Below are 21,092 nucleotides of genomic sequence, written 5' to 3' on the forward strand. Positions count from 1 at the left end.
CAGATGTTGTTGTTAAGGTGCGTGTTGGATGCGCTCGGCCAGCAACTCCCACACTGGCGTGACCCCACTGGGCAGGGGCGGCAGGCTACCCAGATCGGTGTGCGATTCATCCGGGCTGTGAAAGTCGCTGCCGCGCGATGCGGCCAGGCCAAATTCGCGCGCCATGTCGGCGTACTCGGCATATTCCGCCACTGAGTGGCTGCCGGTCACCACTTCCACCCCCTGACCACCGTGCTGTTTGAACTCCGAGAACAGGGCAAATTCTTCGTTCGCTGTCAGCCGGTAGCGCGCCGGGTGCGCAATTACCGCCATGCCGCCGGCCTGCGTGATCCAGCGCACTGTATCGCCCAGAGCCGCCCAGCGGTGCGGCACAAAGCCAGGTTTGCCCTCGATAAGGTACTTGCGAAATACCTCGCCGGTGTCTTTGCACACCTTGGCGTCGATCAGGAAACGGGCAAAGTGCGTGCGCGAGATCAATTCTGGGTTACTGACATATTTCAGTGCGCCTTCATAGGCGCCGCCGATACCGACGCGGGCCAGGTCTTGCGCCATCTCTTGTGCGCGGGTGTCGCGCCCGCCCCGGGTGGCGGCCAGGCCTTGCGCCAAGGCGGCGTTGTTGGCATCAAACCCCAGCCCGACGATATGGACAGTGGTGTTGGCAAATGAGACAGAAATTTCGGTGCCGGTCAAGTAGTCCATGGCGTGCGCTTGCGCCGCCGCCGCCGCACGCTGCTGGCCGCCAATTTCGTCGTGGTCGGTCAAGGCCCACAGCTGCACGCCATTGCGCTGGGCGCGGGCCGCCAGTGCTTCGGGCGTCAAGGTGCCGTCTGACACGACAGAGTGGCAGTGCAGGTCGGCGTTGAGAGAGGTAGGCACGCCTGGATTGTAGGTCGCAGGGGCAGGGTTTGCCGCGCCACGATGACACGGGGGTGGGTCTCTACCAACAAGAAAATAAGTGTTTTATGTGTAAGATAAATGTAATTAAAAGTTCTGCGCACGCATAAGCTCACCTGAAAAAAGCAGGCGTTGGCAGTTTATTTTTTGAAAGCAACCATGAATTTCAACAACATCCCTGTCGCGCACAAGCTGTGGGCGATCATTCTGGGTCTGATGCTGACCTTGCTGGGTTTGGGATCGGGCCTTTTCTATTTCGTTGAAAAAACCGGCGATGACGTCGCTCAAACCATCCAGTTCAACGAAGACCGCATCTCTTTGGCACTGCGCTGGAAGGGTCTGAGCCAGCTGAACATCGAGCGCGCCTACGTCATTGCAGTCTCCAGCGATGATGAATTGATCTTGCATACCCAGACGCTGGTCGAAGCCAGCCAGAAAGATGTCGCTGCGCTGCAAAAGCAACTCGAAGCGGCGGCTTTTTCCGAGCAGGACAAGGAGCTGCTGGCGCGCATGAATGGGCAGCGCCAGCAGATGCGCGAATTCAGCCTCAAGGCCCAGGACGCGCGGCAGGCCGGCGGCATGGAAGGTGCGGTGCAAATCATTCAAGAAAAATTCAAACCCGTGGCGGTGCAATACGCAGCGTCCCAGGACACTTTCGTGCAATTGCAGGAAGGTCAGCGCGACCAAGCCAAGCTCGCTGGTGATCGCCAGCGCACCCTGGCCCACTGGATAGGTGCGGGGTTGGCATCGGTGCTGCTGATACTTGGTATGTTGCTGGCCACGCTGTTGGTGCGTTCCATCACGCGGCCGCTGCAGCGCGCGGTTGAGCTGACCGATCACATTGCCGCGGGCGACCTGACCGCCAGCGCCCACGACGACCGCAAGGACGAGCTGGGCCATCTGCTGCGCTCGCTGTCGGCCATGGCGGCGCGCCTGCGCGGCGTAGTGGGAGAGGTGCGCTCGGGGGTGGAATCAGTGTCCACCGCCTCGACGCAAATTGCCATGGGCAACCAAGACTTGTCGGCACGCACTGAGCAAACGGCCGCCAATCTACAAGAAACCGCTGCCAGCATGGAGCAACTCACTGCGACCGTGACCCAGTCTGCCGACACCGCACGCCAGGCCAATCAGCTCGCCGGTACTGCTGCGCAAGCCGCCACGCGCGGCGGCGAGGTGGTCGGGCAAGTGGTGGCCAGCATGGAGCAGATCACCAGCAGCTCGCGCAAGATCGCCGACATCATCAGCGTCATTGACTCGATTGCCTTTCAGACCAACATCTTGGCCTTGAACGCCGCTGTTGAAGCAGCACGCGCGGGCGAGCAGGGACGCGGTTTCGCCGTCGTTGCCAGCGAAGTGCGCAGTCTGGCTGGGCGCTCGGCCGATGCGGCCAAAGAGATCAAGGCGCTCATCAACGCCTCAGTGCAGAACGTCGAATCAGGCTCGCAGCAGGTGGCGCAGGCCGGCGCCAGCATGACCGAGATCGTCAGCAGTGTGCAGCGCGTCAGCGATCTGATCGGCGAGATCACCGCTGCTGCCACCGAGCAGCGCGACGGCATTTCGCAGGTCAACCAGGCGGTGACCAACCTCGATCAGATGACCCAGCAAAACGCCGCGCTGGTGGAGGAGTCCACCGCCGCTGCCACCGCCATGCGCGACCAGGCCCAGCATCTGGCGCAGGTGGTGTCGGTCTTCAATGTCGGTGCCGGCACAGTGACAGCTCCTGTGACCGATGCCGCCCTAGCGCGCACGCGGCTCACTTCAGCCAAAGCCGCATCGTCCTCAGCTTCCCCAGCGCCGCGCGCACTGCAGTCCAGGCCCCAAGTTGCTGTCCCCGCCCCTCCTGCAGGCACCTTGGTTGCGCCGCCCCGGACGGTACCCAGCCGCCCCGCCGTTGCCGCGCCGAGCACCCAACGTGCGACTGCGGCGCCCGTCGCCCACCGCACCGCCGCTGTACCGCGCTTGCCGTCAGCGACATCATCCCGGCCCTCGGTGGTGGCGGCGGCGGACGACGACTGGGAAAGCTTTTGATTCCGTAGCCATTCAGGTCTGCGCGCCTTCAATCAAAAACTGCACCTTGCGCTCGCCGCGCCATTCATTCACGTCCAGCCGAAAGGCCAGCAGCACTTTGCTCGGTAGCTGGTCGGTGTGCCCAAACCAGACGCCATCGACTGGCTGGCCGTGGTGCAGCAACTTCAGCGACAGGTGATTTTTGTCGGCACCGACCAGGCGCTGGCTGAGCACCTGCACTTCTTCGCTGAAGGTCGGCGGCGCAAAGCCTTGGCCCCAGACCTCGCGGTGCAGCGTATCGACCACATCGGCACGGCAGTATTGCGGCGCCAGCGGGCCATCGGTGGCGATGCGCTCGGTCAGGGTGGCGGCGTCCAGCCACTCGCTGGCGATGCGCGCCAGCGCCTGCTCAAACACCTCGAACTGACCCGCCGCAAGGGTGCAGCCCGCCGCCATGGCGTGGCCGCCAAATTGCAGCAGCACGCCGGGGTGGCGCTTGGACACCAAATCAATCGCATCGCGCAGATGAAAGCCCGGAATCGAGCGGCCCGAGCCTTTGAGTTCGCCTTCATGGCCGGGCGCGCTGCTGGCGGCAAAGACAAACGTCGGCCGGTGCAGCTTGTCTTTGATACGCGAGGCCACGATGCCGACCACGCCTTGATGAAAATCCGCGTCAAACACGCTGATGGCAGGCGGCGGGTTGTCGTCCTCGTTGAACAAGTTTTCCGCCAGCAGCAGTGCTTGATCGCGCATTCCGCCCTCAATATCGCGCCGTTCGCGGTTGATGCGGTCCAGCGTGCGCGCCAGTGCGTCGGCGCGCCCGGCGTCGTCGGTCAGCAGGCATTCGATGCCAATCGTCATATCCGCCAAGCGTCCGGCAGCGTTGATGCGTGGGCCCAAGGCAAAGCCAAAGTCGAAGGTGGTAGCCACCGCCGCTTTGCGCCCGGCGACGTTGAACAGCGCCGCCATACCGGCGGGCATATGACCGGCACGGATACGTTTCAGACCCTGCGCCACCAAACGGCGGTTATTGGCGTCCAACACTACCACGTCGGCCACGGTGCCTAAGGCGACCAGCGGCAGCAGCGCGTCGAGTTTCGGCTGCGAGGCCGTATCAAAAAAACCCCGCGCGCGCAGTTCGGAGCGCAGCGCCAGCAGCACATAAAACACCACGCCAACCCCCGCCAAATGCTTGCTGGCAAAACTGCAGCCGGGCTGGTTGGGGTTGACGATGGCGTCCGCAAAGGGCAGTTGCGCAGCGGCCAGGTGGTGGTCGGTGACGACGACGCGCATCCCCAGCGTTTGGCCCTGCGCTACGCCTTCGACGCTGCTGATGCCGTTGTCCACAGTCATCAATACATCCGCGCCGCGCTGTTTCACGCGCTCGGCAATCGGTGCGGTCAAACCATAGCCGTCGATCACCCGGTCGGGCACCAAATAATCGACATGGCGTGCGCCCAGCAAGCGCAGACCACGCACCGCTACGGCGCAGGCGGTCGCGCCGTCGCAGTCGTAGTCGGCCACGATGCACAAGTGCTGGTCTTGAGCGATAGCGTCGGCCAGCAGCGCGGCGGCAGTTTGAATGCCGTGCAGACCAGTCGGCGGCAGCAGACGTGCCAGACCATCGTCCAACTCGGCGGCGCTGCCCACGCCGCGCGCGGCATACAGCTGCGCCAACAGCGGGTGGACGCCCGCTTGCTCCAGCGCCCAAGCGGCGCGGGGAGGAATGTCTCGTGCTATTATTTTCATAGCTTATAGCGCACGTCTTTAAATGGCTGGAGGCCAAAAAGGCTTGAAATACGCTGGCGCAGGCTGCGCGGTGCGGTGTGCCAACTGAAGGCGCTGCATTCGCCGCACAGCGTCAGTTGCGCTGTGCTGCCACGGGCGACCTGCGCGGCCAGATCGGCCACGGGGCCGGCGTCCAACTGCTGCCAGGCGCTGGCCCAAGCAGCCCAGTCTTCACGCAAAGCGGCGTCGCGCAGGCTCAGCGGCATCTGCGGTGCGGGTGATTTTGGCGTGGCTGTTGCTGGTAAGCGCCCTGCGCCGTGTACCCAAAAAGCGTTGACGGTCGGCTGGCGCAGCGCCTCGCGTGCCTCGTTCCACGGGTGGGTGTAGAGCAGCATTTGCATTTCGCTGTGCAGGCGGCGCAGCACCGGGTGCTGCTCGGCGGCTTGCAGCCAAGCGCGCACATCGCGGTGCAGCACGCGCTCCAGCGAGGTGCTGACCAGGTCGGCAAACACCTCGCCGTGCGCCAGCCAGCGGGTGGGCTGGTCATAGAGCAGCGTGATACCGTCTTGCTCAAACCACGGTGCCATCACTGCCAGCAGCGCGCGTGAACTGGCCTCGTCCAACCCCAGTGCCAGCGGGTCGTGCAGCGTGATGTGGTCGGTGCTGACCTGCCAATGGCAGGGGGTGATGAAGGCCCAGGCGGCGTTGTCCGGGGCCGAAGGAGCGATAGTGGCTGCGGTGTCGCTGTGGCGCACATGCCACGCTGCCCACGCCAGATGGCCGTCGGCGCCAGGCAAACCCAGCGCGCGCGCCAGGGCGCGTTCGTGTGGCGGCGAGGGGCTTTCTTCGTCACCGACATCGCCGGCCAGCGGCGACAGGCGCGCCAGCAGGCGCTCTAAGTGGGGCAGGGCGAGGCTGGCGAGCGCCTGTTGGCCACCGGCAGACTGCACGGCGGCATAAGGAATCAACAAATGGGGGGTGTCCGACATGGCGGCATTTTGCGGGATGCCACAATCGCCGGCTCATGCAAATTCCCTACGAACTGGCCTTGGGCTGGCGCTACACCCGCGCCGGCCGCGCTACGCGGCGCAACGGCTTTATCTCTTTTATTTCGGGTGTCTCCATGCTGGGCATTGCGCTCGGGGTGGCGGCGCTGATCATCGTGCTCAGTGTGATGAACGGCTTTCAAAAAGAAGTGCGCGACCGCATGCTCAGTGTCGTCTCGCACATCGAAATTTTTGCCCCCGGCGGTGCGGCGCTGCCTGACCCACAGCGCACCCTGGCGGAGGCGCGCAGTAATCCACAAGTGGTCGGTGCGGCGCCGTTTGTCGCGGCGCAGGCGCTGCTGGCGCGCGGCGAGGACATGAAAGGCGCGCTGGTGCGCGGCATCGACCCGGCGCACGAGGGCGAAGTCACTGACTTGGCCGCTGCCAATGCCGCCGCCATTGCGCAACTGGTGCCGGGTGAATTTCGCGTGGTGCTGGGGGCGGAACTAGCGCGCTCGCTGGGAGTGATCACCGGCGATGTCGTCACGCTGATTGCGCCCTCCGGCCAAGTGACACCGGCCGGGGTGGTGCCGCGCCTCAAGCAGATGACGGTGGCCGGCACCTTTGATTCGGGCCACTATGAATACGACTCGGCGCTGGTGCTGCTGCACCACCAGGATGCCGAGCGTATTTTTCGCCTCGAAGGGCCGACCGGCATCCGCCTCAAATTGAAGGACTTGCACCAGGCGCGTGCCGTCGCCTACGAGCTGGCTGGCAGCCTCAGCGGCGACCTGCTGATCCGCGACTGGACGCAGCAGAACAAAACCTGGTTTGCCGCTGTCGAGCTGGAGAAACGCATGATGTTCATCATCCTGACGCTGATCGTCGCCGTGGCGGCGTTCAACCTGGTGTCCACGTTGGTGATGACGGTGACCGACAAGCGCGCCGACATCGCCATCCTGCGCACGCTGGGCGCCAGTCCGCGCAGCATCATGGGCATTTTTGTGGTGCAGGGCGCCATGGTCGGCGTGATTGGCACGCTCAGCGGCTTGCTGTTGGGGCTGCTGATTGCGGTCAACATTGACGTCATCGTGCCGGCGCTGGAGTCGCTGTTACAGGCCAACTTCTTGCCCAAAGACATCTACCTGATCAGCAAAATGCCCAGCGACCCGCAAAGCAGCGACATCCTACCGATTGCCATCATCTCGCTGGTGCTGTCGTTTTTAGCGACGCTGTACCCTAGCTGGCGCGCCAGCCGTGTCAATCCTGCGGAGGCATTGCGCTATGAATAACGAAGCTAGAACCGCACTCCCTATAAGCGTTGCAGCCCAAAACGACTTAAAAAAAGTCGTATTGCAAGTGCGCGGCCTGACCAAGCGCTTTACCGAAGGGCGCCTGGACGTCACCGTGCTGCAAGGTGTCGATCTGGATGTGTATGCCGGCGAGACGCTGGCCATCGTTGGCGCCTCGGGATCGGGCAAGAGCACGCTGCTGCACTTGATGGGTGCGCTCGATGCGCCTACCGCCGGCAGCGTGCAACTGCTGGGCCAAGATTTGGCGCAGAAATCCGCCGCGCAGCAGGGCGTGCTGCGCAACCAGTACCTGGGCTTTGTCTACCAGTTTCACCACCTGCTACCGGAATTTAGCGCGCTGGACAACGTCGCCATGCCGCTGCGCATCCGCCGCCTGCCGTACGCCGAATGCACGCGCCAGGCCGCGCAAATGCTGGCCCACGTCGGCCTGACCGAGCGTGTGCAGCACCGCCCGGCGGAGCTGTCCGGCGGTGAACGCCAGCGCGTCGCCATTGCGCGCGCGCTGGTCACGCGCCCGGCCTGCGTGCTGGCCGACGAGCCCACCGGCAACCTCGACCGCAGCACGGCTGAGGGCGTGTTCCAACACATGCTGCAACTGGCGCGCGACCAAGGCACCGCCTTTGTGATGGTGACGCACGACGAAACCTTGGCCGCGCGCTGCGACCGCCAATTGCGTTTGGTCGCCGGCAAGCTGGTGCAGGCCGACGAAGTCTGAGAACCATGCAAGCCATCACCACCCCACAAGAGCTGCAACCGCTGCGCACCCACCCCGCTCTGTTGGTGCTGTGGGGCGGCGCCCACTGCGGCGTCTGCCAAACCATCCGCCCGCGCCTAGAAGCGCTGATGGCCGAGCACTTCGCCGCCGTCACGCTGGCCTATGTCGATTGCGCCGATGCGCCCGCTTTGTGCGCGCAAGAGGGGGTATTCAGCCTGCCGGTGCTGCGCTTGTACGTGCATGGCCAGCTGGCACTGGAATACGCGCGCAGTTTTAGCTTGCAGCAGGTGCTGGCCGATGTGGAGCGCGTGCTGGCGCTGGCGGCGGATTAGTGCGCCATGCCCGCTTGGATAGACACCCACTGCCACCTCGACGCGGCTGAATTTGCGCCTGACGTGGATGCGGTGCGTGCAGCAGCGCGGGCAGCGGGCGTGCAGCATTTGGTGATTCCCGGGGTCGAGCTGGCCCACTGCGACGCGGTGCAGGCACTGGCGCAGCGCCACGGCGACAGCTACGCGCTGGGCATCCACCCGCTCTATACCGGCTGCGCGGGCGATAGTGATGTGGCGGCGCTGGCGCAATTCTTGGAGCGTGTGCGCCATGACCCGCACTTGGTCGCGGTCGGCGAAATCGGCCTAGATTACTTCGTCCCCGGACTGGACGCCGCGCGGCAAGAGCAGTTTTACCGCGCGCAATTGCAACTGGCGCGGCGCTTCGATTTGCCGGTGATCCTGCACGTGCGCCGCTCTGCCGACCGACTGCTCAAAGGCTTGCGCGAGTTGCCGGTGCCGGGCGGCATCGCCCACGCTTTTAACGGCAGCTTGCAGCAGGCACGTGCTTTCATCGCGCTGGGCTTTAAGCTGGGATTTGGCGGCGCGCTGACCTTTGAGCGCGCGCTGCAACTGCGCCGTTTGGCGACCGAACTGCCGCCCGAAGCGCTGGTGCTAGAAACCGACGCCCCCGATATGCCGCCGCATTGGATTTACCGCACCGCCTTTGAGCGCGCCGCTGGCACGCCCCAAGGGCGCAACAGCCCGGCTGAGTTGCCGCGCATCGCCCAAGTGCTGGCGGATGTGCGTGGCGTGACGTTGGCGGCGCTGGCCGAGCAGACGTCAGCCAATGCGCTACAGGCGCTGCCGCGTTTGCACGGGCGGGTAAATATAAGTCAAAAGTGCCTCTAGCCCTTTAGATACGGGCGCTAGCAGCTATTTTTTTAATAGTGCAAATGCCCGTTTTTTAAGATGCGGTCAACCCCGAAAAAACCATATCGTTCCAGCTTTCCAGCAGCGATTGCTTCTCTTCGTCCGTGATCTTCTGCTCTTTCTCGCGCTCGCGCAGTTGGGTCAGCAGGGGCAGCAAATCCACCACGCTCGATTGCTGGTCAGGAATCACCTGCTCTTGCACGAGTTGGTTGTGCTCAAATTTTTGAATCCGCAGGGATTGCGTCAGGGTCTTGGTCAGGGTGGCGGCGACCGGTTCATCCTTTTCGTAACCGAGGTGAACCTGTGTGCTGGCGCTGTCCTCCACTTGCTTGAACAAATAGTTTTGCGACGCAGTGGTGGTGTCGAGCATCGGTTTATTGGTAGACACGAGAGACTGGTGGTATGCGGCCACCAGACGCGATTCTTGGGTTTGCGTCACGCCGCGCTGGCTCTTGTCTGCGCCAGTGATGGCGGTCGATTGGCTCAAGGTGTAGTGAAATTGGTCTACTTCTTGGCTGTGCCGTGGATTGGAGGCTTTTGGCGTGGCTGCCAGCACCGTCTTGAAGTCGGCCAGACCGGTCAACCAGCTTTTGTCCTCATCATTCCAAGCGCCGGAATCCATGGCCAACCCTTGCAGGCCGCCATCGGTGCTTTGCGCGCCGTAGGTGCTGTTCAGGGCTGAAAACGTGGACTTGAACATTTTGACCAAGCCCTCATCGGCCTTGCCACGCTCGGCCGCGCGGTCTATGCCGTCCAAGTAATGGCGCACCGCTTTGGCTTTTTGTGTGGCATCGCCCCACAAGGCCGGTTGGCGCAAGTCCGCTGACATGCGAATTTCGCCCTCTGCGCTGTTGATCTGAATATCGCGCGTATCGGCATCTGCCGTGAACTGGGCCCCCAGTTTTTCGTAGCGCAGGCCGTATTCGTTGCGGCCATAAATACTGGTTTTGAATTCAACGCTGGCAATGGCGCTTTTATCGAATTGCGCCAACGCTTCCAAGTCAATCTCTGTTTCACCGGCTGCCAGCCCTTGGATCGCTTTTTCAAATCCGCCGGCCATCGCGGCCAGCGCTTTGCGCTCTGGCGCAGTCAGGTCGCCGTCCACCTGAACATCTATGGAGATGCCTGTGCCGTTCAAGCTCGCTTCACGCTGATCCGAGATGGTCAGGGTGACGGTCGCGCCCGATTGGGTCTGGATGCGCAGTTCCACTCTTTCCGTGGGTGCGCCTTGAATGGAATACAGCGCATCGGTCGCGCGGGCCTGAATTTTTTCTTTGCTGCCGGGTGCGCCGACATTGGCTACGGTTTGACGGTAGCTTGATCCGGTGTTGCCAACGTGCTCCAGCAAAGCGGCACCCAGACCAGCCAGCCGGCTCTGCGCCGTGTGGCCGCTGGCGTTGCGGGCCATCACATTGCTGATGGCGTTGTTGGAGGACTGCTCCCACACCTGCAAGTTGCCGGGCTTGACGTGAATCATCCCCAGTGCCCCGTAAGTCAGGTCGTAACTCTGCTCTAGGGCTGCTGGCATTTGCTGCGTGACGACCAAAAAGGGCGCATCCGGCGTATTGCCTGCGGTTTGCGTCCGCGCCGTCAGGGTGACTGGGGTCGTTAGCGGAGCCAGTGCCTGCTGGACTGGCGGCGATTGCACTCGTGGCGGCGGCCGTGCCGCGATGGATAGGCTCCCCTCACTGCTTCCGGTACGGGGACTGATGGGAATAATGGAGATATTCATATCCATGATATTAATAGGGATTTATGGGGTATCAACTTTCTACCGCAGAACTGAAGCCTGAGGGTCAACGCCAAGCCCGCTGAATATCAAGGCTTGGTTCGCCACAAGTCGTGTCAAAACACATTGTGGAGCGCTTCTGCGCCATCGCACACAATGGCGGGCTGCGTCGCTTGGGGGATTGGCCCCCGCCCGCCGCCTGATTGTTTTGAATTTGACACCGCATGATCCGCAGCAAAAAACCCACCCCGCCTGTTCTTGAATACCCTGAAGTCAACGTCTCAGAAGAGGGCGATGTGCGCCATTTACATTTGGGCACGCCGTGGATTCAAGGGTCGATGCGGATGAAGGAGCCGTTTGAGATTGAGCTGGAATATGTGCAGCGGATGATGGCTTGGCTGTTGTTTGTCGATGCGGCCAGCGTGTCTGGTCGCCATGCGATGCAGCTCGGTTTAGGGGCCGGGGCGATCACCAAGTTTTGCTACAAAAAGCTGGGTATGTGCAGCACCGCGATTGAGCTGAACCCGCAGGTGCTGGCCGTGTGCCGTTCGTGGTTCAAGCTGCCGCCGGATAGCGAGATGCTGCGCGTGGTGTTGGCCGATGCCGGGGTGGAGATTCGCAGCCCCGAGTGGCGCGGTACGGTGGATGCGCTGGCGGTGGATTTGTACGACGACAACGCGGCGGCGCCGGTGCTCGACAGCGCTGATTTTTATGCCGATTGCCGCGCGCTGTTGACCGACGATGGCGCCATGACGGTGAACCTGTTTGGCCGCGCTGCCAGCTATGGCGAGAGCCTGGAAAAAATCGCCACGGTGTTTGGCGAACAGGCGGTGTGGACTTTCAAGCCGACGCGCGAGGGCAATGCCATCGTGTTGGCGCTGCGCACGCCCAAGGCCCTCAAGCGCACCGAGTTGCAAGAGCGTGGTGAGGCGATTCAGGCGCGCTGGGACTTGCCGGCGGCCAAGTGGTGGCGGGTGTTCAAGCCTTTGGCGGGTTGATCTATGGCCCTTTCCTCTGTGGGTGCGCCGACTGCACCGTCTTTTGTGGGTGCGCTGGATTGGCGGCGCATTGTCGATTGGCTGCGCGAGGACGGCGTGATTGCCCTGGAGGAAGCGCAGCGCACCGTGGCGCGCTGCTCGCAGGCTGAAAGCCGGCAGAACCCGCTGGTGCGGCTGGCCAGCGTGGCCATGGCGCGCGCCAGCGATGGCAAGCCGCTCGATATTGAGGCCCTGACCGAATACTTGGCCGCACGCGTGGGTTTGGGTTACTTGCGTATCGATCCGCTCAAGGTCGATGTCGGCAAGGTGGCCGACACCATGAGCGCCAGCTACGCCGAGCGCCACAAGGTGCTGCCGGTGCTGGTGACGGCGCAGGAGGTGGTGGTGGCCACGGCCGAGCCGTTCATCACCGACTGGGTGGCTGAAGTGGAGCGCCAGGCGCGCCGCCCGGTGCGCCGCGTGCTGGTCAATCCGCTGGATATCCAGCGCTACACGGTGGAGTTTTTTGCCCTGGCCAAGTCGGTGCGCAATGCGCAAAAGACCTCGGGCAGCCTGAGCGCCAGCAGTTTTGAGCAGCTGGTGGAGCTGGGCAAGACCAGCAAGCAGCTCGATGCCAACGACCAAGGTGTCGTCAAGGTGGTGGACTGGTTGTGGCAATACGCCTTTGACCAGCGCGCCAGCGATATTCACCTGGAACCTCGGCGCGAGCAGGGCGTGATCCGCTTTCGCATTGACGGCGTGTTGCACCCGGTCTACCAGATGCCGATGGGCGTGATGGCGGCGATGGTGGCGCGCATCAAGCTGCTCGGGCGGATGGATGTGATGGAGCGCCGGCGCCCGCAGGATGGGCGCATCAAGACGCGCAACCAGCGTGGTGATGAAGTCGAAATGCGCCTGTCCACCTTGCCGACGGCGTTTGGCGAGAAGATGGTGATGCGTATTTTTGACCCCGATACGGCGCTGAAAGACCTGGATGCGCTGGGGTTTTCGCAGCACGACTCGGAGCGCTGGGAGCAGCTGATTGCCCGCCCGCACGGCATCATTTTGGTCACCGGGCCGACCGGCTCGGGCAAGACCTCCACGCTGTATTCGACACTCAAGCGCGTGGCGACGGAAGCGGTCAACGTCAGCACCATCGAAGACCCGATTGAAATGATCGAGGCCAGCTTCAACCAGACCCAGGTGCAGCCGCAGATCGATTTTGGTTTCCCTGAGGGCGTGCGCGCGCTGATGCGGCAAGACCCGGACATCATCATGGTGGGCGAAATCCGCGATCTGCAAACCGCTGAAATGGCGGTGCAGGCGGCGCTGACGGGCCACTTGGTGTTCAGCACGCTGCATACCAACGATGCACCCAGCGCCGTCACGCGCCTGATGGAGCTGGGCATTCCCAACTACCTGCTCAATGCCACGCTGATCGGCGTGCTGGCGCAGCGCCTGGTGCGCACGCTGTGCAAGCTGTGCAAACAACCCGAGGAGGGCGCCACGCAGGATGCGCTGATCGAGGCGGTCAAACCCTGGAAGCTCAGTGGCGGCTACCACCCCTACCAGCCGGTGGGCTGCGTCGATTGCCGCATGACCGGGTTTCGCGGGCGTATTGGCCTGTATGAGCTGCTGACAGTGAGTGAGGCGCTGAAAGACGGTATCACGCACGAGCCGTCCATCGATTCGCTGCGCCGCCAGGCGGTGCAAGACGGCATGCGCCCGCTGCGACTGGCTGGCGCGCTGCATGTGGCGCAGGGTGTGACGACGCTGGACGAGGTGATGGCCAGCACGCCGCCGCCGCGTTAACGGCGTGTCATGGTGTAACGTCTCACAATACCGCCTCTACCACCCCGCAGCGCGCATGACCCTCGCATCCCACCTCGCACAGCACCCGCAACGGGCGCTGCTGCACAACGAAATCCACGCCCGTCCACCCGAACCGTTGACCGCGCCGATGGCCATCTCGCACATCGTCATGTGGGCTGACGCCGCCGGGCGCGAGGCCAGTCGGGCGCACTTGGCGGCGCTGCTGCGCGAGCGCCACCAGCCGCTGCCGGATGCGCAGACCACGCACCTGCGCATGGATCTGGGCGCGTTTCGCATCCGCTGGGAGCTGCACACCGAATTTGTCACCTGGACCTTCATGGTGCCCTGCCAGAGCGAGGGCTTTGGCCAACGTGAGCCGACGGGCGCCACTGCCGCCGTGCCGCGCGATTGGCTGGCGGCGCTGCCGGGGCAGAACCTGTGCAGCCTGCACCTGTGGGTGTTGCCGACGCAGGCGTTTGGCTCGGGCTCGCTGGTGCCGCATGTGCTGCAAGAAGATTCGCTGGTGGCCTCCACCGTGGCCGACGGCCATGGTGAGGTGTACACCGACTTTGCCATCCACGCCGATGGCTATTCGCGCATGGTGCTGTTGGTTGGCAGCATGACGCCGCGCCGCTTGGGGCGTCTGGTGCAGCACCTGCAGGAAATTGAAACCTACCGCATGGCCGCCCTGCTGGGCTTGCCGGCGGCGCGCGATGCCGCCAGCGTCCTGGGGCAGGCCGAGCGTGAACTGGCCGAGCTGGCCGACGCCATCCGCACCGCCAATCGCCATGCCGAGCCGATGCTGCTGGACCGCCTGACACGCTTGGCGGGGCAGGTGGAGAGCGAGTACGCGGCCACGCACTCGCGCTTTTCTGCCAGCAGTGCCTACTTTGAGTTGGTCGATCGGCGCATCCAGGACATTGCCGAGTCGCGCTTGGCCGGGATGCAGACGATTGGCGAATTTATGGACCGGCGCCTGAGTCCGGCGCGCAGTACCTGTGATTGGGCGGCGCGGCGGCAAGAATCCTTGTCGCGGCGCGTCTCGCGTATCAGCCACCTGCTGCGCACGCGTGTCGAGATTGAGCAGCAGGAAAACAGCCAGGCACTGTTGGCCACCATGAACCAGCGCCAGGGCTTGCAGCTGAAGTTGCAGTCCACGGTGGAGGGGTTGTCGGTGGCGGCCATCACTTATTACATCGTGGGTCTGGTCAGCTACCTGGCCAAGGGCGGGCAAAAGATGGGCTGGCCGCTGAGTGCCGAGACCACGGCGGCGGCTGCCATTCCGGTGGTGGCGTTGGCGGTGTGGCTGTCGCTGCGCCGGATGCACCACAGAATGTTCCACGAGTGAGAGAGGCCTGCTGCTTTATCCACTGTTTTGCTGTCCGTTGTCTTACCCCTTCACTGTATTTTTGACTGCACCCTTTTGCCATGCCCCGTATCCAATTCCCCCTGCCTGAGCATTTCATCTTTTCGACCGAAATGCAGATCTACACCAGCCACATCAACTGGGGCGGCCACCTGGACAATGCGCAGCTGCTGACGCTGGTGTCGGAAGCGCGTTCGCGATTTTTTCGCTGGCTGGATTACCGCGAAGCGCAGGTTGAGCACTGCTCCATCGTCGTCGGTGATGTGGTGGCGCAGTACAAATCCGAAGCCTTTCATGGTGAAACCATGGTGGTGCAGATGGTGCCGACCGACTTCAATCGCTACGGTTTCGACCTCGCCTTTCAGATGAGCGATAAAGCCTCGGGCCGTGAAGTGGCGCGCGGCAAGCAGGGCATTGTGTTCATTGATTTGGCAGAGAAAAAAGTGACCGCGCTGCCGGAAGCCTTCTGCGCGCGCTTGGCGGCCCGCAGCACGCTGTGAGAGGAAGCCCCACTGCCGTGCTGAAAAATATATATAAAAAGTGTCTGTAACGCAGGTACAGCAAGCGCAGCTAGCTCACAAAAAAAGAGCGACCGGCATGCTGCTGGCGCTGCTGGGCGCGATGGCTTTTAGCGGCAAGGCGATCATCGTCAAACTGGCGTATCGCCATGGCGTGGATGCCGTCACGCTGATCATGTATCGCATGTTGTTTGCGCTGCCCATTTTTGCCACCATGGCCTGGTGGGCCAGCCGCAGCCAGCCGCCGCTCATGCGGCGCGATGCGCTGGGTGTGCTCGGCCTGGGCGTGTCCGGCTACTACTTGGCGAGTTTTTTGGACTTTGCCGGTCTGGCCTACATCAGCGCCAGCCTGGAGCGCCTGATCCTGTACCTGAACCCGACCATCGTGCTGCTGCTGGGCTGGGCGGTGTATGGGCGTGCCATGCGCTGGGGGCAGGCGCTGGGCATGGCGATCAGTTACTGCGGGGTGGTGCTGGTGTTTGGTCAAGAGGCGCAGCTACCAGGGGGGCAGGGTGCGAATGCCGCCTGGGGCGCTTTGTTGGTGTTTTTGAGTGCGCTCAGTTACGCCATCTACCTGGTCTACAGCGGCGAGATGGTGCAGCGCTTGGGCGCATTGCGCCTGGTCGGGCTGGCCACCACCGTCGCCTGTGGGCTGTGCCTGCTGCAATTTGTGCTGCTGCGCCCGCTCTCGGCGGCGCTGGTGGCGCCCGAGGTGGTCTGGCTGTCGGTGCTGAATGCCACGCTGTGCACCGCCGCGCCGGTGGTGATGGTGATGATGGCGGTCGAGCGCATTGGTGCCAGTGCTGCGGCGCAAGCCGGGATGATCGGCCCGCTCTCGACCATCCTGATGGGCGTGTGGCTGCTGGGGGAGCCGTTCACGCTGGCGGTGGCGGCCGGCACGGGATTGGTGCTGTTGGGGATTTTTGTTTTTACGCGCCGGTGAGGGGTGATGGCACCGGCCGCATTGTTTTTGTTTTCTAGGAGCCATCGATGGACTTAGGGATTTCAGGCAAATGGGCGTTGGTATGCGGCGCCAGCAAGGGTTTGGGCGCTGGCTGCGCGCAGGCATTGGTGCGTGAAGGCGTGAACGTGCTGATCAATGCACGCGGCAGCGAGGTCTTGGCCTTGGCTGCTACTGATTTAAGAGCTTTTGGCGCTGATGCAACAAGGGCTGGAGGCTCAAAATGGTCTCAACCCACTGTGCTGGCCGTCGCCGCGGATATCACCACTGCCGAAGGCCGCGCCGCAGTGTTCAGCGCAGCCGGTGGCCCAGGGCACGACTTTGACATCGTCGTCACTAACGCCGGTGGGCCGCCCACGGGCGATTTTCGTACCTGGGAGCGCGAGACCTGGATCAAAGCGGTGGATGCCAATATGTTGACGCCGATCGAGCTGATCCGTGCCACCGTGGACGGCATGGCGGCGCGTGGTTTTGGCCGCATCGTCAACATCACCTCCAGTGCCGTCAAGGCGCCGATTGACATCCTGGGCTTGTCCAACGGCGCGCGCAGCGGTTTGACCGGCTTTGTCGCTGGCGTTGCACGCAGCCCGTTGGCACGGCATGGCGTGACGATCAACAACTTGCTGCCCGGACGCTTTGACACCGACCGCCTGGCCACTACCCTGATGGCTACCGCCGAAAAAATGGGCACCACGCTGGACGCCGTGCGCAAGGCCCAAGTGGCCAGCATTCCAGCTGGCCGCTTTGGTCGGGCACAAGAATTCGGTGCCATTTGTGCCTTTTTGTGCAGCGTACATGCGGGTTACATGACGGGGCAAAACATGCTTGCAGATGGTGGGGTTTACCCGGGTACTTTCTAATCACGCAGGCACAATCACAGCAATAACAGCTTGTGACGCAAAAGTGATTTTGAATATTTCTGTTTTGGATTGCTGTTACTGCCTGTTTAGTCAGTGTTTAAAAGTTTTTTAGCTGATATTTCAGGCATAGTGAAATACGCACTGCGGTGTAGTCAGTGCATTCAGAAATTATTCCTTGCTTCTCTGGTGAAGATGGGGCTGGGTAAGGAAGCTTAATTCCAGCCTGGAGGCCGTCGGCTTACTGCAGAGACTGCAAATTTTCCATTCCATGTCGCCCTTGCTCTCTTTTTTTCGCTGTCTTTGTCGCCTGGTTGCCATGGTGGCGTGCGCCGCCGCTTGGGGGTCTGTACCGGCGGCAGCGTTGACAGACGCTGCGGCAAAGTCTGCGGCCACGGTCAAGCTGCGGGTGGTCGGTGGGGTGGGCAACGTGAGTCAGTTCACCCAGCTGGAAGCGCCTTTCTGGACGCAAGAATTGCCTCGCCTGAGCCAGGGGCGCTTGAGCGCCGAGATTGTGGCGTTCGATCGTGCTGGCATTCCGGGTATGCAAATGCTGCAACTGCTGCAGCTGGGCGTGGTGCCCTTTGGCACCATGTTGATGAGCCAGGTGGCGACGCAATACCCGCAATACGCCGCCCCCGACCTGGCCGGCTTGAACCCGGACATGGCGCACCTGCGCTCCAGTCTGAGCGCTTTTCGCCCTTACCTGGAAAAATCGCTGCGCGAGGAGCATGGCATCGAGACGCTGGCGATCTATATCTATCCGGCCCAGGTGCTGTTCTGTAAAAACGCGTTCACCGGTCTGGTCGATCTGGCGCGGCGGCGCACCCGTGTGTCATCAAGCTCGCAGGCCGATTTTGTCAGTGCCCTGGGTGGATTGCCTGTGCGCATCGGCTTCACTCAAATGGCTGAAGCGCTGCAGATGGGCACCCTTGACTGCGCCATCACCGGGGCTGCGTCGGGGAACGCTTTGGGTCTGCAATTTCTGACGAACTATCTCTACACCATGCCCCTGAACTGGGGGCTGGCCATTTTTGGCGCCAACAGTGCCGCTTGGAAGGCCTTGCCGCCGGAACTCAAAGCGTTGCTGCGCAGTCAACTCCCCCGGCTGGAAGGGCGCATCTGGCAAAGCGCGGAGCGTGAGACCGCGATGGGCGTGATTTGCAGCAGCGGTGCGCCCGCGTGTACTGACGCCAAACGGGGTCGCATGGTGGTCGTGCCGATATCAGCGCAGGATGCGCGCCTGCGCGATGAAATTTTCCGCTCGACGGTGTTGCCGCGCTGGCTGCTGCGGTGCAACGCGGACTGTGATGTGCTGTGGCGCAACACCATCGGCCCCGTACGCGGCATTGCACTGCCGGCGGCGCCATGAGGGCAGTCGTGCCGCTGCGCATCCGGGTCACGATATGGGCCTTGATGGGCATGTTCTTGCTGGCCCTGCTGGTCGCCGCCGCTGCCTTGGTCTGGACCACGCGAAAAAATGCACTGGAGGCGGGCCAAGAGCAGGTCGCCCGCTTTATTGCCGGCGCCGAGGCGGCATTGAGCCGCACTTTTCTCTCTGTCGATGTGCTGATCGCCAGCATGGGTGACTTGCTGGCCTTGCCCAACAGCGGGGCAAAAAATATCCAGGGGGTCCAGGCGAGCACCCTGCTGTACAACACCATGCGGCAAAACCTGATCGTGAGGTCGGTGGCGCTGCTCGATGAGCGTGGGCAGCTGCTGGCCTCCTCCAGCCCTGCCGGACCTCGCTTGCTGCTGCGTCTGCCCGATGGTTTTGTCACCCAGGTGCTGGCCGCACCGGTGCCGGGTCTGGTGATCAGCGCACCGGCGGTGAGCTTTGCCAGCGCCGAACCGGTGCTGTACTTTGCCCGCTATTTCAGGCGGGCGGATGGCTCGCGGCTGCTCGCCGTGGCCGAGGTGCCGATCGTCGCGCTGGTGTCGGTGGTGATGCAGGGCGCCGACATTGCCGGGCTGGAGGTGACGCTGGAGCGCAGCCACGGACCCTCGCTGCTGAGTGTGCCGGATCGCAGCGGCTTGGCGACTACACGGCCGGTGGTGTCACTGCACGTATCGAAACCTGCGGCCAGTTTCTGGGACCGACAGGCCCGTTTGACGACGGCGCCAGCGCTGGTGGTGATGCGGCCGATCTTCTACCAAGACTTGGTGCTGGTGGCGAGCCTGCCCATGGCGGCGGCGCTGGCCGACTGGCAGAGTGAGCGGCGCAATCTGCTGGTGGCCATGCTGACGCTCGGCTTCATGGTGCTAGCCGCAGGGGGCTTGGCCCACTTCTATATGCGGCGCATGACGCTGGCGCGCCTGACCATTGCCCAGTCCAAGACCACACTCGACCAGGCGCTGGAGTCCATGGTCAGCGGCTTTGTGCTGCTGGATGCACAGCACCGGGTGCTGCAATGGAACCAGCGCTTTAAAGAGATTTTTCCGTGGCTGGCCGACCTGATCGCGCTGGAGTTGCCGTTTCAGCGCATTCTGGAGGCCGCCGCCCTGCACCACCTGCCCAATGCCAGTGCAGTCGAGCAAAAACACTGGCTGCAACGCCGCCTGGAGCTCCAGCGCAATCCGCAAGGTCCGCACGAACAGGTGCTGCCCAATGGGTGCTGTGTCCAGATCAGCGAGCACATCACGCCCGACGGCGGCTTGGTCATTACCTACCATGACGTGACGGAACTGCGCCGCGCCAGCGCCGAGATCGAGGTGCTGGCTTTCTACGACCCACTGACGGGCTTGCCCAATCGTCGGCTGTTGCTCGATCGCCTGGGCCAGGCGGTGGTCACGGTGACGCGCTCAGGTAGCCTGGGCGCCGTGCTGTTTCTTGATCTGGACCATTTCAAGGTGCTCAATGACACCCAGGGGCATGAACTGGGCGATCAGTTGCTGCTGCAGGTGGCGCAGCGCGTGCATGTCAGCTTGCGCGATTCAGACACGGTGGCACGTTTGGGCGGTGATGAGTTTGTTGTTGTCCTCACCGAGCTCTCGCACGACAGCCAGGAGGCTGCAGCCCAGGCGCAGCGCATCGGCGAAAAGCTGTTGCTCAGTCTGAGCCATCCTTATACGCTCGGCTCGCATGTGCACCATGGCTCCTGCAGCATTGGCGCCACCCTGTTTGGCCATGCCCACCAGTCGGCAGCCGAACTGCTCAAACAGGCCGACATTGCCATGTACCAGGTCAAGGGGCAAAGCGGCAATGGCCTGTGTTTCTTTGATCCGCAGATGCAGACCCTCATCAGCCGGCGTGCGCAGCTGGAGGCCGACTTGCAGCTGGCGCTGGGCGAAGGCCAGCTGGCGTTGCACTACCAGCCGCAGTTCGCGTGCGACGGCAGCATGGTGGGCGCGGAGGCGCTGCTGCGCTGGCAGCACCCCGAACGCGGCATGATTTCGCCGGCCGAGTTTATTCCGGTGGCCGAAGAAAGTGGTCTCATCATGCCGATTGGCCAGTGGGTGCTGCGCGTGGCGTGCCAGCAACTGGTCGCTTGGCAAAGCGATGCGCGCCGCGCCCAGTTGCAGGTGGCGGTGAACGTGAGTGCACGCCAGTTTCGGCAACGCGATTTTGTCCAGCAGGTGGTCGAGGTGATGCAGGAAACCGGCATTCGCCCGCATCTGCTCAAGCTGGAGCTGACCGAATCCCTGGTGCTCGATAACGTGGAAGACACGATTGAAAAAATGCACCAGCTGCGTACCAAGGGGGTGAAGTTTTCGGTAGATGATTTCGGTACCGGCTATTCGTCTCTGGCCTACCTGAGCCGCTTGCCCTTGCACCAGCTCAAGATCGACCAGTCGTTCGTGCGCAATCTGGGCATCCACCCCAACGACGATGTGATTGTGCAAACCATCATCGGCATGGCCTCCAACCTGGGGCTGGAGGTGATTGCCGAAGGGGTCGAGACACTCGAGCAAAAAGAATTTCTGGAGCGCCACGGCTGCGAGCTGTACCAAGGGTACCTGCTGGGGCGGCCCATGCCTGTGGCCCAACTCGAAGCCCTGTTAGCGCAGCCCAATACGGCTGTGTGAG

General features: G+C 62.8%; 17 protein-coding genes. 13 read left to right on the plus strand and 4 right to left on the minus strand.

The window, feature by feature from the left end; all coding sequences use genetic code 11:
- Positions 1 to 12 precede the first annotated feature (12 nt).
- Positions 13 to 876 (minus strand): 3',5'-nucleoside bisphosphate phosphatase, encoded by an 864-nt coding sequence (locus Q390_RS0108250; protein WP_027995631.1) that lies wholly within the window; start codon positions 874 to 876, stop codon positions 13 to 15.
- A 177-nt stretch (positions 877 to 1,053) separates the two neighbouring features.
- On the opposite strand from Q390_RS0108250, the gene Q390_RS0108255 reads away from it, so the two are divergent.
- Positions 1,054 to 2,922, plus strand: coding sequence for a methyl-accepting chemotaxis protein (locus Q390_RS0108255; protein ID WP_027995632.1), 1,869 nt, complete (start codon positions 1,054 to 1,056; stop codon positions 2,920 to 2,922).
- A 12-nt stretch (positions 2,923 to 2,934) separates the two neighbouring features.
- On the opposite strand, the gene recJ is transcribed toward Q390_RS0108255, so the two are convergent.
- Positions 2,935 to 4,650, minus strand: a complete 1,716-nt coding sequence (recJ, locus tag Q390_RS0108260; protein WP_027995633.1) for a single-stranded-DNA-specific exonuclease RecJ — start codon at positions 4,648 to 4,650, stop codon at positions 2,935 to 2,937.
- Complete coding sequence (locus Q390_RS0108265) at positions 4,647 to 5,618, minus strand: phosphoglycerate mutase (protein WP_027995634.1); 972 nt, start codon at positions 5,616 to 5,618, stop codon at positions 4,647 to 4,649. The genes recJ and Q390_RS0108265 overlap by 4 nt, the downstream gene beginning before the upstream one ends.
- A 35-nt stretch (positions 5,619 to 5,653) precedes the next feature.
- On the opposite strand from Q390_RS0108265, the gene Q390_RS0108270 reads away from it, so the two are divergent.
- The 4 genes from Q390_RS0108270 to Q390_RS0108285 are packed head-to-tail and all read left to right on the plus strand — an operon-like array spanning position 5,654 to position 8,824.
- Positions 5,654 to 6,907 carry a lipoprotein-releasing ABC transporter permease subunit gene (locus Q390_RS0108270; RefSeq protein ID WP_027995635.1) on the plus strand — a complete coding sequence of 418 codons (1,254 nt, stop codon included), beginning with the start codon at positions 5,654 to 5,656 and terminating at the stop codon, positions 6,905 to 6,907.
- A complete protein-coding gene (gene lolD / locus Q390_RS0108275) occupies positions 6,900 to 7,643 on the plus strand; it encodes a lipoprotein-releasing ABC transporter ATP-binding protein LolD (RefSeq protein WP_084153829.1) in 744 nt (247 codons plus the stop codon). Before Q390_RS0108270 ends, lolD begins: the two co-directional genes overlap by 8 nt.
- A gap of 5 nt (positions 7,644 to 7,648) precedes the next feature.
- Positions 7,649 to 7,975, plus strand: coding sequence for a thioredoxin family protein (locus tag Q390_RS0108280; RefSeq protein WP_027995637.1), 327 nt, complete (start codon positions 7,649 to 7,651; stop codon positions 7,973 to 7,975).
- Positions 7,976 to 7,981: 6 nt separating this feature from the next.
- Positions 7,982 to 8,824 carry a TatD family hydrolase gene (locus Q390_RS0108285; RefSeq protein ID WP_027995638.1) on the plus strand — a complete coding sequence of 281 codons (843 nt, stop codon included), beginning with the start codon at positions 7,982 to 7,984 and terminating at the stop codon, positions 8,822 to 8,824.
- A gap of 55 nt (positions 8,825 to 8,879) precedes the next feature.
- Here Q390_RS0108285 and Q390_RS0108290 read toward each other — a convergent pair whose 3' ends face one another.
- Entirely contained in the window at positions 8,880 to 10,577 is a 1,698-nt protein-coding gene (locus Q390_RS0108290; protein ID WP_156949857.1) for a hypothetical protein, read from the minus strand.
- A gap of 221 nt (positions 10,578 to 10,798) precedes the next feature.
- Between Q390_RS0108290 and Q390_RS0108300 the strand changes: the two genes are divergently transcribed.
- The 8 genes from Q390_RS0108300 to Q390_RS0108335 all read left to right on the plus strand — a co-directional run bounded on the left by Q390_RS0108300 (position 10,799) and on the right by Q390_RS0108335 (position 21,091).
- Positions 10,799 to 11,572 (plus strand): class I SAM-dependent methyltransferase, encoded by a 774-nt coding sequence (locus Q390_RS0108300; RefSeq protein WP_027995640.1) that lies wholly within the window; start codon positions 10,799 to 10,801, stop codon positions 11,570 to 11,572.
- A 3-nt stretch (positions 11,573 to 11,575) separates the two neighbouring features.
- Positions 11,576 to 13,363: a type IV pilus assembly ATPase TfpB gene (tfpB, locus tag Q390_RS0108305; RefSeq protein ID WP_037472530.1), complete on the plus strand. Its 1,788-nt coding sequence runs from the start codon at positions 11,576 to 11,578 to the stop codon at positions 13,361 to 13,363.
- 55 nt (positions 13,364 to 13,418) lie between these two features.
- Positions 13,419 to 14,711, plus strand: coding sequence for a DUF3422 family protein (locus tag Q390_RS0108310; protein ID WP_027995642.1), 1,293 nt, complete (start codon positions 13,419 to 13,421; stop codon positions 14,709 to 14,711).
- A gap of 80 nt (positions 14,712 to 14,791) precedes the next feature.
- A complete protein-coding gene (locus tag Q390_RS0108315; protein WP_027995643.1) occupies positions 14,792 to 15,229 on the plus strand; it encodes an acyl-CoA thioesterase in 438 nt (145 codons plus the stop codon).
- Between the two features lie 97 nt (positions 15,230 to 15,326).
- A complete protein-coding gene (locus Q390_RS0108320; protein WP_027995644.1) occupies positions 15,327 to 16,190 on the plus strand; it encodes a DMT family transporter in 864 nt (287 codons plus the stop codon).
- A 47-nt stretch (positions 16,191 to 16,237) separates the two neighbouring features.
- Positions 16,238 to 17,068: an SDR family oxidoreductase gene (locus Q390_RS0108325; protein ID WP_027995645.1), complete on the plus strand. Its 831-nt coding sequence runs from the start codon at positions 16,238 to 16,240 to the stop codon at positions 17,066 to 17,068.
- A 268-nt stretch (positions 17,069 to 17,336) separates the two neighbouring features.
- Positions 17,337 to 18,437, plus strand: a complete 1,101-nt coding sequence (gene dctP / locus Q390_RS0108330; RefSeq protein ID WP_037472532.1) for a TRAP transporter substrate-binding protein DctP — start codon at positions 17,337 to 17,339, stop codon at positions 18,435 to 18,437.
- Positions 18,434 to 21,091: a bifunctional diguanylate cyclase/phosphodiesterase gene (locus Q390_RS0108335; protein ID WP_027995647.1), complete on the plus strand. Its 2,658-nt coding sequence runs from the start codon at positions 18,434 to 18,436 to the stop codon at positions 21,089 to 21,091. The genes dctP and Q390_RS0108335 overlap by 4 nt, the downstream gene beginning before the upstream one ends.
- Position 21,092 lies beyond the last annotated feature (1 nt).

Source organism: Simplicispira psychrophila DSM 11588, assembly GCF_000688255.1.
In the GTDB taxonomy this organism is placed as follows: domain Bacteria; phylum Pseudomonadota; class Gammaproteobacteria; order Burkholderiales; family Burkholderiaceae_C; genus Simplicispira; species Simplicispira psychrophila.